The 13172-nt window shown below is 45.6% G+C and carries 9 protein-coding genes and 1 CRISPR repeat array; all 9 genes read left to right on the plus strand.

Annotated elements, in window-relative coordinates; genetic code table 11:
• Positions 1-444 carry a type III-A CRISPR-associated protein Csm2 gene (csm2, locus tag SE18_RS01655; RefSeq protein ID WP_054532676.1) on the plus strand — a complete coding sequence of 148 codons (444 nt, stop codon included), beginning with the start codon at positions 1-3 and terminating at the stop codon, positions 442-444.
• Positions 445-491: 47 nt separating this feature from the next.
• Positions 492-1259 (plus strand): type III-A CRISPR-associated RAMP protein Csm3, encoded by a 768-nt coding sequence (gene csm3 / locus SE18_RS01660; RefSeq protein ID WP_054532677.1) that lies wholly within the window; start codon positions 492-494, stop codon positions 1257-1259.
• A 12-nt stretch (positions 1260-1271) separates the two neighbouring features.
• Positions 1272-2297 carry a type III-A CRISPR-associated RAMP protein Csm4 gene (gene csm4, locus SE18_RS01665; protein ID WP_054532678.1) on the plus strand — a complete coding sequence of 342 codons (1026 nt, stop codon included), beginning with the start codon at positions 1272-1274 and terminating at the stop codon, positions 2295-2297.
• Positions 2294-3379 (plus strand): type III-A CRISPR-associated RAMP protein Csm5, encoded by a 1086-nt coding sequence (gene csm5, locus SE18_RS01670; RefSeq protein ID WP_054532679.1) that lies wholly within the window; start codon positions 2294-2296, stop codon positions 3377-3379. The genes csm4 and csm5 overlap by 4 nt, the downstream gene beginning before the upstream one ends.
• A 179-nt stretch (positions 3380-3558) precedes the next feature.
• Positions 3559-5001, plus strand: a complete 1443-nt coding sequence (locus SE18_RS01675) for a hypothetical protein (RefSeq protein WP_054532680.1) — start codon at positions 3559-3561, stop codon at positions 4999-5001.
• Between the two features lie 9 nt (positions 5002-5010).
• Complete coding sequence (locus tag SE18_RS01680; RefSeq protein WP_054532681.1) at positions 5011-6369, plus strand: lipase chaperone; 1359 nt, start codon at positions 5011-5013, stop codon at positions 6367-6369.
• Positions 6370-6392: 23 nt separating this feature from the next.
• Positions 6393-7202 carry a CRISPR system precrRNA processing endoribonuclease RAMP protein Cas6 gene (gene cas6 / locus SE18_RS01685; protein WP_054532682.1) on the plus strand — a complete coding sequence of 270 codons (810 nt, stop codon included), beginning with the start codon at positions 6393-6395 and terminating at the stop codon, positions 7200-7202.
• A 12-nt stretch (positions 7203-7214) separates the two neighbouring features.
• Positions 7215-8234 carry a CRISPR-associated endonuclease Cas1 gene (gene cas1 / locus SE18_RS01690; protein ID WP_054532683.1) on the plus strand — a complete coding sequence of 340 codons (1020 nt, stop codon included), beginning with the start codon at positions 7215-7217 and terminating at the stop codon, positions 8232-8234.
• Between the two features lie 8 nt (positions 8235-8242).
• Positions 8243-8524: a CRISPR-associated endonuclease Cas2 gene (gene cas2, locus SE18_RS01695; protein ID WP_054532684.1), complete on the plus strand. Its 282-nt coding sequence runs from the start codon at positions 8243-8245 to the stop codon at positions 8522-8524.
• A 200-nt stretch (positions 8525-8724) separates the two neighbouring features.
• Positions 8725-13012: a CRISPR direct-repeat array (repeat unit 37 nt; unit sequence ATTCGAATAACCAAAATCCTCGAGAGGGGATTAAAAC).
• Positions 13013-13172: the final 160 nt, after the last annotated feature.

The raw sequence follows: 13172 nt of genomic DNA on the forward strand, positions 1-13172 counted from the left end.
ATGCCTGAGATTAGCGAACAAGACCGCGAAGCAATTATTAATAGCGATGATATTGAATTATTAGTCAAAGCTGCCGAAAAAATTGGCAAAAAGCTAGCAGAAGTTAATAAGCTTACTGCAAGTCAGATTCGCGGCATTTTTGGCACAGTCCGCCGAATCGAGATGGATTGGGTCATGCCTAGTTTGCAGCAGCAACGCACCGAAACTGTACGGCGGGCCCAACGTGAATTTGCCTTGCTCCAGCCACGCTTGGCCTACCAAGCCAAACGCGAGCGCGGTGGCGCAGTTCAAGCCCTCAGCGACGAATTAACTCCAGCAATTAAGTTGGTGATGAAAGCTAAAAACCTTGGAGCTGAGATTTACTACCAACGCTTCCGTAACTTTGTCGATTTCTTCGAAGCAATCTTGGCCTATCATCGCGCATTTGGCGGCAAAAATAATTAATTCCATTAATAAGTAATTAACTCTCTTGATAAGTGAGGATACAATCTATGTCAGATAAAACAAATCCACTCAAAATTGTTGGCCGCATTTTCGTCAATTTTGAAATTCATGCCTTAACTGGCTTACATATCGGCGGCGCAGCAGGCACGTTGGCCATTGGTAACGTCGATAATCCAGTCATTCGCAATCCCTTGACCAAAGAACCTTATGTGCCAGGTTCATCGTTACGCGGCAAAATGCGCTCACAGTTAGAAAAGGCTTGCGGTTTGATCCAGAACTTCCCAATTGGTAAAGGGGTTTCTATTCATTCAGCGACAACAAAAGAAGAGTATAAAGCAAGCCCTCTTTTGCATATTTTTGGTATTTCTGCCTCAGAATTTGCGACTGCCCCAACTCGCCTAATTGTGCGCGATGCAGCTTTGAATAAGAAATCTCGCGAGGATCTCGATAATGCCCGCACCGATTTGCCCTATACCGAAGTTAAATGGGAAGCAGCCATCGATCGCGTAACCTCAGCGGCCACTCCACGCCAGCAAGAGCGGGTTCCGGCTGGGGCAATTTTCGACGGTGCACTGACCTTCACGCTCTACAACGATCAAGATACCAAGCTCTTCAACACCGTCATTCGCGGGCTTGAGTTGGTTGAAGAAGATTATTTGGGCGGCCAAGGTGCGCGTGGCAGCGGCCAAGTTGCCTTCAAAAATATCGAGATCAGCTTCAATCACCACGAACAAGCAGTGCTAAGCAAACACAAGCTTGAATCGTTGGCCGAGCTGCGGGCGTTATGGGCGGCTCAAGGCTATGCTGATAAATAAGAGGAGCGCAGCATGGAATTTAATCTAATTCGGCTTCAGCCCCAAGGCGCATTTCACTTTGGCATGCAAGGCATCGACATGGAAATTGTCAGCGAAACCTGCCCCTCGGATACGCTGTATGCAGCGCTGTTTTGGCAGGCTTTGCAACAAAACCATCGCTGGGCTGAGGCTCCCGAAAATCCACCATTCACGATCTCATCGTGCTTTCCATATGTTGATGGCATTCAACTCTTGCCAGTGCCGATGCTGCCGCCAAAACTCAACGATGAACAAAAGCCAGGTGAGCGTAAACAATTCAAAAAAGTGCGCTTTATTTCCAGCGAGATTTTCATTAATCTGCTGGCAGGAAACCACTCGTTACGCGATTATTTTCAGCCAGCTAATGGCGTGAGCTTACAACATGGCAGCGTGTTGGTTAGCACAACTGAATTTAATGCCAGCCAACGTGATGCAGAAAAGCCACTTTGGAAAATCGATTCGATTCCGCATGTGGCGGTTGATCGTTGGAGCAACGCCACGACCTATTATGAAACTGGCCAAGTGCGTTTTGCCCCAGGCTGTGGCTTGGCCATTTTGGCGCTTGGCGATATGCAGCAACTGATGCAGCTCTTGGGGCAAGTTGGCATCGATGGGCTTGGCGGGCGGCGCAGCAAAGGCGTTGGTCAATTTGAGCCAGCATTACAAACCGAGACCCTCAATTTGCCAGCAGCTACCAGCGATTCGGTGATTGTGCTTTCGCGCTATTTGCCAAGTGCTGCCGAGCTTGCAGCAGGCGTTTTGGCCGAGCCAGCAGCCTATAGCCTAGAGGATGTGACTGGCTGGATGTATTCGCCAGCAGTCAAAGCCCAGCGCCGCAAAGCAATTTGGATGATTGGGGTTGGCTCGCGCTTGAATCGCGCAGGGCTAGCGCATTCGATTGTTGGCACAAGCGTCGATGTAGCCCCAACCTACGACAATCCAAGCGCTGGGGTCAAGCATCGAGTTTGGCGGCATGGGCTAGCGCTCACGGTTGGCTGTAGCCCAGGAGACGAGCAATGAGTGTCCATTCACTAACCATTGAAACCCTCTCGCCAGTGCATATCGGCGCTGGAGGGCCAGATTTACGGCGCAATATCGATTTCGCAATCTTCGGCAAAACGCTGTATATGCTTAACATCGATGCGGTACTCGAAGCGATTTTGCCCGAAAATCCCAACGATCGCTACTACCAACAAATCTTGAGTACTCCCGACGTAGGCAGCTTTTTATCAGAAGAATTACTTAGGAATAACCCTAAACTCTATCATTATCAAACAAGTGAGTTCAAACCAAAAGCTGATATTCTGCGTCCCGTAATCAAACATTGGACTCATTCACCCTATATTCCAGGTAGCAGCCTCAAGGGTGCATTACGCACTGCTTGGGTTCGTCAACAATATCAACAACATAACCTCAATTTAGATGTACGCCAATTAGAAGGTAAGTATGCAGCATTTAGAAAGCAAGAAGCCCGCTTGCTTAGCCCAAAAGCACCACGCCCAGCCCTAGTTCCCAACTATGATCTCTTTCGGGCAATCCAAATCAGCGATAGCCAACCATCTCCCGATAATTCACTCACACTTTACAATTCGTTGGTATTTCCTGCCTCTAATAAAGGGATTCCAATTGTATTAGAAGCAATTAAACCGCGTATTACCTTGCAAGCACGGATTAAATTTGATGACTATATCTTAAAAACCCAAGCCAAGCATTTTGGGGTGCACGAGCAAGGATTTAATTCCGAAGCATTAAAACAAGCTTGGCGCACGCAAGGAATCGCCCGCATTCAACAAGAATTGACCTTCTGGACCAATCGTCGCGAAGGCGAGCATGTTCAGCAATTCTTTAGCCAGCTTGAACAACAGGCTAACGCTGCCCCTGACAATTGCTTTTTCATCGATATTGGCTGGGGCACAGGCTGGAAGAGCAAAACGCTTGGCGACGTAATCAAAACACCGCAACTATCTCAACTCATTCATCAGTATGAGCTTAGTCGTAAACACAATGTAGGAGATAGATTTCCCAAGACACGGCGAGCTGTTTGTGATTTAAATGATCACTTAAAAAGACCATTCGGCTGGATCAAAGTGACGCTAAATTAGGGGTCGCTCATCCCATACCAACAATCCACAACCTGAATTATGCGGGAGTGCAGGGGGATGAAAACTCCCTGCATCTCCCGCCTTGAGGCGAGACGGAAGGGTGGAGATCGAAAGACCACCTGGTAAGAATTAAGAATCAGGGATTAGAACCGCGTTTGAGTTTGAATCAGGAGCAGCAAATGCGACGAATTGCTTTATGTAATGTTGGCAATAGCGATGTAGCAGTGAACGGTGTAATCATCCGCCCACCCCGTCCAGCAGGCGAACAGCATTGGCAAACCTATAGCGAGCATGCGTTCAGTGCACCAATTATTGATGCCTATGCTCGCTATTTTGAACAACGGCAAATTGTGCTTGATTGTGTGATTTTATTTGATACCGATCAGGCAGAAAATCCCACCACGAGCATCACCGATCGCTATGGCGTTAGTTTGCGGGATAAAGATACTTGCTGGTTTGGTAAAATTCTAGAGCGCTATCTTCAAGAGCGTTGGAGCCATGTGATTCGTTCAGTTGAACGGCGCACAATTCATAATGTCAATCCAAGTTTATACGATGATGCGATGCACGCATTTGGTCAACAATTGAGCGCCATTAATCATCAAGCAGATACCTATTATTATGTACTGGCTGCTGGGGGCACGCAAGCTTTCAATAATGCGTTGCAATTTAAGGCAATTGCTCGTTTTCGCGAAAATTGTTATGTCTTGTATAAATCCGAGCATGATTCTGCTCCCTACTCATTAAATATTCCAAAGCAATTGCTTGATTCATTTAATATTTCAACCGCAATTCAACTTATTCGCCAGCATAATTTTCTAGGGGCAATTACCCTGCTCGAAGGCTCGGTTGATAAAAATATTATTGAAATTTTGTGGTATGCCAAATATCGCGAAGATTTTAATTTTGATTTAGCTGCGCAAATTATAGAGCGAATTCAATTCCATGTTGATGGAATATTACGCGATTTAATTCGTTCGATTCAGCATAACGCCTATCAGATTAATCAGACTGATCTAAAATTCCTCTTGGTTGAGCTTTATTATAATGCCCAGATTGCTTATGATAACGGACGCTATGCCGATTTTCTTGGACGTGTGTTTCGCTTTCAAGAGACAGTTTTGCGTTATGTCGTCGAAACTAGCTTTAACATCTCAACTGATTATAGTAAAGCCAAGAAAGCAGCAAGTAGCACCCAATTTACCAAATTACTAGCCGATGATCCGGCATTATTTGAGCATCTTGAGCAAGCGACAATTGATGGCAATAAGCTTGATTATAGCCATTTTTCAGTGCCAGTCTTGGTTGCAATGCTCAATTTTCTTACCAAGCAGCAAGCACAAACGTATATTTCGCAACGACAAGCAGGAATCTATATCGGTTTGCGTGAGCAGATTAATAAATTGAGCAATCTCTCTGAAATGCGCAATCAAAGTGTTATTGCTCACGGCTTTGAAGGTGTTTCCAAAGAGCAAATTCTTGAAAAACTTAAGCTTAACCAAGACCAAACCCCATTAGATCTGCTGCGCACAATTTTAGCCAAAATTGAGATTTCTGTTCCTCCATCACCATTTCAGCAGATTCAAGCCGTATTAATTGAAAAACTCTATAGCTTAATCTAGGAGCAAATGATGAGTCGATTATTAATTTGCAATATTGGCAATCGTGATATTAAGGTGCCAGCAGGAACGTTTCCCGCTGATATAGACGATAATCATCGAGCAAAAATTAGCTATCTGCGTGAATATAAAGCCAAAATCAAAGATTCAATTCAAATAACGATGATTACAAAAATTATCGATTATCTTGAGCATGATTCGCTAGATTATATTTTATTATTTGGCACCCAACAAGCGAATTCAGCCTATCAACATACTGATACTTTGGCTGACGCAGAGCTGATCGGTGAATTATTGGTTGAACGCTGGAATTTTCGGCCTGAACAAATTTTAGTCCATGCGCTTTCGGCCAACCCAACCCACCAAAACGAGCTAATTCGCTTTTACGAACCAGTGCTGGCAGCCTACGACCAGCAACTTCAGCCAAGCCAGGTTATCTTGGAGGTAACTGGTGGCACGCCAGCAATGTCAACTGCTTTACAATTAACGGGCACTGAAATTTTTCAAGAGCGCGCCTTGCCCGTCTATATCGCCCCCGATAGTGCGCTGCCGCAACCAATCTCGATTGGGCGGCGCATTTTGGGTGGCCCTTTGCGTAAAGTGATTCAGGCCAATTTAGCGACCTTTCAATATCATGCTGCGCTCGATAGTTGGCGCTTGTACCGGCCTTATTTCACCGATCTACAGAGCGAAAGTCGCGCCAAAGTTATTGAGGGCATGCTGGCCCATGCCGCCGCGCGGGTCAATCTCGATGTGCCGCAGGCGCTTTTAGCAATTCGCGGCTTGGTTGGCTTGGCCGATGGAGTGCACGATGCGAAAATTCATCGCTTGTACAATGCGCTCACGCCGCTATCGCATGAAAATGCGTTGGCTGAAGTGTTAGCATTGGCAGAAATTCGCCTGAAAACCAATAGTTATGCCGATTTTCTGACTCAATTGGTACGTTATATTGAAAATAGTTTGCGTTTGGTTTGTTTGCGCTTAAACATTCCATTTATTAATCGACAAGGCCACGCTGATCCGCATGGAGCCAAAGTTGATGCAGCTTGGCTGCGCCAACAGCGAATTGAGAAGATTAGCGTTGGTCAGGCAGGCTTACAAAAATTATTGAGTAGTTATGCACCACAGGATGCAAACGTGCAGCTTGTGCTCAAATTAGCCAAAACATGTCAACCCTTGATTGAATTACGCAACGAAATTACCCATAGCTTGGGTGGCGTTTCGCAAGCCCAAATCGAACAAGCCTATGGCGCGACTGTAAGCACGATCTTGAACAATATTCAGCAAAGCTACCAACAATTAACACAACGTTCGTTAGAGCAAAATCCCTATGATGTCATTAATCAATGGGTTATTGAGCTATTAGATTAATTTTGAGCATAAGGAATACCACGATGCCAATGGCGTTAATGATGCAAATTCGGCCCGTCGCCAATGCCAAGGTTCAGCCAAATTTGGCCCGCGCAACTCACGCTGCCATTTTGAAGCTGATTCAGGCTGCCAATCCCGATTTGGCCCAGCAAATTCATGATGAAATTGGAGTTAAACCACTGACCGTCTCGAATGTGTTGGGCCTCAAGCCCCAAGCCAACCACGCCATGGTCACAACCAGCGCCGACTATGGCTTGCGGGTCACGCTCTTAACTCCTGTTTTGGAAGATCTGGCCCAGACGTGGCAGGCAGACCAGTTGGAATTATTGGATCTTGATGGCAGTGCTTGGCGAGTTGAGGCAATTTTACGTCAAGACCATGAACATCCGTGGGTTGGTCAGCACAGTTATAGCGAATTGTTGGCGCCCAGCATGGCCCAAGATTCGATTGCACGCCGCTGGACGCTGCAATTCCATTCGCCAGTGACCTTTCGGCAGCGCGGGTTGAATCAGCCGATGCCAACTCCAGATTTGGTATTTGGCAGCTTGCTTGATAAATGGAATGCAGTTGCGCCGCTAACTTTTCCTGAAGAAGTCAAGCGCTTTGCCAGCGAATGTATGGCCACCAGCTATTTTGAATTACGTTCACAGCGCGAGCCAACCAAAAACCAAGCCTTGCAAATTGGTGCGGTTGGCACCTGCACCTACACCGCAACCTCGCGCGATCGCTACTGGTGTTCGTGTATTGATACCCTTGCCCGCTTTGCCTTCTGGAGCGGAGTGGGAGCGGGAACAACCCGCGGTTTAGGCCGCGCCCGCTTAGTTGAACGCTAAGGAGCTTAATCAATGGCCACCCTGTATGTGCTCGAACAAGGTGCGGAAATTCGTTGCGACGGTGAACGGCTGGCAATTTGGCAAACCGATCAAGAGCTGGGCAATGTGCCCATGGCCAAACTTGAAGATATTGTGGTGATGGGCAATGTTGGGTTTAGCACGCCTGCAATCAAGCGCCTGCTCGATCAGCAGATTGAAGTGACATTTTTGACCACCCAAGGACGCTATCATGGGCGCCTGATTGGTGAAGTAACCGCCCATGTTGCGCTGCGGCGTGCTCAATATCGGCGCGCTGATGACGAGGCATGGGCTCTGGCGATGGCGCAAGCCTGTGTAAGTGGCAAATTACGCAACTGCCGCGCGGTGTTGCAACGCTTTGCCCGTAATCGCCAAAACGTCGATGCCAATGTGCAGGAATCGATCGCAGCACTCGAACATTTTATTGAGCGAGTTGAGCGCACAACCAAAATTAGCTCATTGGTTGGGGTTGAAGGCAGCGGCTCGGCAGCCTATTTTGGCGGCTTACGCAGCCTATTTGATCAAGAATGGATGTTTAATAATCGCAATCGGCGCCCGCCAACCGACCCGGTGAATGTTTTATTATCGTTGGGCTATACGTTGTTGGTGCACAAAACTTTGGGCGCGGTGCAGGCAGTTGGCTTTGATCCCTATCAAGGATTTCTACATCAACTCGATTACAATCGGCCATCGTTGGTGCTTGATTTAATTGAAGAATTTCGACCAATTTTAGTCGATGCCTTGGTTATTCGCTGCTGTAGTGATGGTCGGCTAAATGCGAGTGATTTTAGCCCCAGCGACGATCCAAAGCATCCAATTTTGCTCAGCAACGAGGGCAAGAAACGCTTTGTTGCTGCGTTTGAAGAACGCATGCGCACTGAAGTAACCCATCCAGATGGCGCCGATGGCCGCCCAGGCAAGGTGAGCTATTGGCGTTGTATTGAGCTACAAGCACGCCAGTTGGCGCGGGCAATTCAGACTGGCAACGGCTATCAAGCTTGGACAACGCGCTAGGAGGATCGATGCTCTACTTGATTTCCTATGACATTGCGGTTGACAAGCGGCGCACCAGAATTGCCAAAATCCTTGAAGGTTTTGGCCAACGGGTGCAATATAGCGTTTTTGAATGCGATCTAACCGCCAAGCAATATAGCAAACTACGTGGTAAACTCCACAAAGTGTTGCGGCCTGCTGATGGCGATAATTTACGCACCTATCGCTTGTGTGGAGTTTGTGCGCCGCATACCGAAATTATTGGCAATGGGCCAGCGCTCGAAACTAGCGTCACGATTTACATTTTTTGAAATATGGCTCCAGAGTGACCTAAATTGTGCTTATCCACAATTTAATATTCATAAACTGCCGCGCGATCCGATTCTGAAGGCCAAAAAGCGAGTTATCCACATGCAAATTTGCTTAAAAACCCGCCCAAAAATGCCCAAAAAAATCGGACCGCGCAAACCGCGCGTTTTAGGGCCTTGCAAAGCCATGAAAATTGGGGTATATTCGAATAACCAAAATCCTCGAGAGGGGATTAAAACATAGCTCATGCAGAGTATAGCAAAGTGGCGTACTCGAAAATTCGAATAACCAAAATCCTCGAGAGGGGATTAAAACGGTCATGCAGCGCGGCACACATCCCCGCTTCGTCAATGAATTCGAATAACCAAAATCCTCGAGAGGGGATTAAAACGTACTCGTTATAGTATGGTTTTGGTGGGGATAGAATGTATTCGAATAACCAAAATCCTCGAGAGGGGATTAAAACTAATTCATCAGCACCGACCTCGCGCAACTCGTCAATGGTGGATTCGAATAACCAAAATCCTCGAGAGGGGATTAAAACATATTCTCAAGAATGATGCAGATCCTATTTGTCCATTCGAATAACCAAAATCCTCGAGAGGGGATTAAAACGCATCGGTAACAGCCTCTTTACCTGCTTTCTCAAATCCATTCGAATAACCAAAATCCTCGAGAGGGGATTAAAACCAAAGACTTATAACTGGACGGGTCATGCTGAATTTAAATTCGAATAACCAAAATCCTCGAGAGGGGATTAAAACCTAAGCCACCTACCTTAAAGCTCCACATGTCATGAATTCGAATAACCAAAATCCTCGAGAGGGGATTAAAACCAAACACAAATGCTTGGCTGGCCGTATAGCGTTTATGTTCATTCGAATAACCAAAATCCTCGAGAGGGGATTAAAACTCCAACACAGCCAACTTATACGATACGGTGCGCGTTCATTCGAATAACCAAAATCCTCGAGAGGGGATTAAAACCCAATTGCATTGTTCATACCCACGAAGATCCTGACAAGATGAATTCGAATAACCAAAATCCTCGAGAGGGGATTAAAACCCAATTTTCGCGAACGTTGAACTAAATCGGCCCAAATAGAATTCGAATAACCAAAATCCTCGAGAGGGGATTAAAACGGACAGCGAACCGCTGAATTGATCGAATATTTTCAAGTGTATTCGAATAACCAAAATCCTCGAGAGGGGATTAAAACAGTGCGTTGCGCGTGGCCATGCTGCCATTACTGCTAGATTCGAATAACCAAAATCCTCGAGAGGGGATTAAAACCGGTTGCTGATATGGCATGGACGCGGCGCGCGCTCAAATTCGAATAACCAAAATCCTCGAGAGGGGATTAAAACGCAGAAAAGCTAGGCTTAACCGTTGTGCAAGTTGATTATTCGAATAACCAAAATCCTCGAGAGGGGATTAAAACGTATTATATGGCTCGTACACCAATTCTTCATACATGATTCGAATAACCAAAATCCTCGAGAGGGGATTAAAACGGTTATTGGCGATAGAATCTTCGATATCTTTCAATGTAAAATTCGAATAACCAAAATCCTCGAGAGGGGATTAAAACTTACGGTATAATTATAGTCACCGCTTACGGAAAGTTGGATTCGAATAACCAAAATCCTCGAGAGGGGATTAAAACTTCAGGTCGCGGTGGGCGCGTTGGATATGGTTACACATTCGAATAACCAAAATCCTCGAGAGGGGATTAAAACGCAATTACGCGACCGCTACGAACGCTATATCTATAGCGATTCGAATAACCAAAATCCTCGAGAGGGGATTAAAACATACCAGCGTTTACGCGCACGGGCAAGCTGGCAACATTCATTCGAATAACCAAAATCCTCGAGAGGGGATTAAAACGTCAAGCGTAAATTTGGCTATTGCTTCCAAGTCGATGCTCGATTCGAATAACCAAAATCCTCGAGAGGGGATTAAAACCATCCGCCAGCTTGGGATGCAAGCTGGCACAGCCTTGGGATTCGAATAACCAAAATCCTCGAGAGGGGATTAAAACCATAGCCTTAAGTTTTGCGATTTGATCATCGGTAAAGAAATTCGAATAACCAAAATCCTCGAGAGGGGATTAAAACCAAATAAAACGTGTTGTTGATCGCCCTCTAGCCGTGTTTGGCATTCGAATAACCAAAATCCTCGAGAGGGGATTAAAACATATTGCTGATTTTGCGACCAATTTACTCATTAAAATAAGATTCGAATAACCAAAATCCTCGAGAGGGGATTAAAACTCCCAGTTGACAGCGTGCAAATCTTCGTTGCGAGTCCCGCAATGCATTCGAATAACCAAAATCCTCGAGAGGGGATTAAAACTGCCAACAATGCAAATGGTAGGAAAGCCTAGAATATTATATTCGAATAACCAAAATCCTCGAGAGGGGATTAAAACGGTGGATTGGTTGCTGCCTTCTCTGGTCCGGCACCTGGATTCGAATAACCAAAATCCTCGAGAGGGGATTAAAACTCACGAAAGCTGCACGCTGGGCCAACCGCACATACGGCGGGATTCGAATAACCAAAATCCTCGAGAGGGGATTAAAACATTCCAATACCAATGCTGGAGCCAAGCCATAAGCGAATCCATTCGAATAACCAAAATCCTCGAGAGGGGATTAAAACACATACGCGATTCATAGATGATCTGGCCGCCAAGTTTGATTCGAATAACCAAAATCCTCGAGAGGGGATTAAAACCGGATGCGTTTGGATTCAGCAAATCGCGCTTCAAATCAGATTCGAATAACCAAAATCCTCGAGAGGGGATTAAAACCGAATATGAATCAACCGCCGAGTTACCAGGCTGGGCTGAAAAATTCGAATAACCAAAATCCTCGAGAGGGGATTAAAACAGACAAACCTGTTATTGGCCCACGAGCGGCTGCTCGCCATTCGAATAACCAAAATCCTCGAGAGGGGATTAAAACCCGCTCGGTATCGAGCGCTGGGCGTAGGAATGGCCGTGGTATTCGAATAACCAAAATCCTCGAGAGGGGATTAAAACAATTTCTCTAATGACCGACTCAACTCCATAGATCGCAGCATTCGAATAACCAAAATCCTCGAGAGGGGATTAAAACTAACTCCGAGGAGGTCATGGTCTTTTCGACGGCTGGTTTGATTCGAATAACCAAAATCCTCGAGAGGGGATTAAAACCCAACTGCAACCGGAACGAACGAGCTTCTGCCAATTGTATTCGAATAACCAAAATCCTCGAGAGGGGATTAAAACGCCGCAATATCGATGTATTCTGATTTACAGCGTTCAACATTCGAATAACCAAAATCCTCGAGAGGGGATTAAAACTTCTGTGCTTGCTGAATCATATTGTACCTCAAGATTACTATTCGAATAACCAAAATCCTCGAGAGGGGATTAAAACAACTCCTATGCTATAATCGCAGTAACGAATATCGTTCCAAGATTCGAATAACCAAAATCCTCGAGAGGGGATTAAAACAGATATTCAATATCATGAATCCATGATTGAAATTCAGGCATATTCGAATAACCAAAATCCTCGAGAGGGGATTAAAACTTTGATTCAGGTCGCTCATTTCATTTATATGTCAATACCTATTCGAATAACCAAAATCCTCGAGAGGGGATTAAAACCTGCGTAGCTTCAGTTCGTAATACACAGCTCGCCGCACCTTCATTCGAATAACCAAAATCCTCGAGAGGGGATTAAAACCAATCGCGTGTTCTGGATACCGCACACGTTGATTATAAATTCGAATAACCAAAATCCTCGAGAGGGGATTAAAACTGACACAATGACTTGAATACCGCTGCTTGGCGATTGCATTCGAATAACCAAAATCCTCGAGAGGGGATTAAAACAATAACCGTTATGTTAACTTCGCTGTTTTGCCTGAGCATTCGAATAACCAAAATCCTCGAGAGGGGATTAAAACCAAACTGTCCGGTCACTTCCGTTTTGACGTAAATAAATTCGAATAACCAAAATCCTCGAGAGGGGATTAAAACGTATGAGCGGCGCATGAAGCTCAGCTATAGCGCGACCTTTATTCGAATAACCAAAATCCTCGAGAGGGGATTAAAACGCGCCTAAGGACATCAATGGAATCATGGCTTTCATGCCATTCGAATAACCAAAATCCTCGAGAGGGGATTAAAACCTTAAATTCAGGATAATTATAGAGCCAATGAAACGCATATTCGAATAACCAAAATCCTCGAGAGGGGATTAAAACAGCTTGGCTTTTCTGCTTTTGCTTCAGGCTGTGATTGTGATTCGAATAACCAAAATCCTCGAGAGGGGATTAAAACTCCTAATGATCCTTTGATTGGCCCATAGGGTTGAAAGAGGATTCGAATAACCAAAATCCTCGAGAGGGGATTAAAACGTTGGTTCGTCAAACCCCTCGGTTAGCACGGCGCAGTTAATTCGAATAACCAAAATCCTCGAGAGGGGATTAAAACTTCCGTTCAGCATCACGCTGTCTCCATTTGAAATAGGTTCTGTCTGATAATTCCATGGTAGACTCTTCGGCAGGAGGTGTCTATGGCTCGCCATGAATTGACCGATGCCCAGTTTGCATTAATTGCCCCGCTCTTACCGACCAAAACCCGCCGTGGCCGC

The sequence above is a fragment of the Herpetosiphon geysericola genome, assembly GCF_001306135.1.
Classification (GTDB): Bacteria; Chloroflexota; Chloroflexia; order Chloroflexales; family Herpetosiphonaceae; genus Herpetosiphon; species Herpetosiphon geysericola.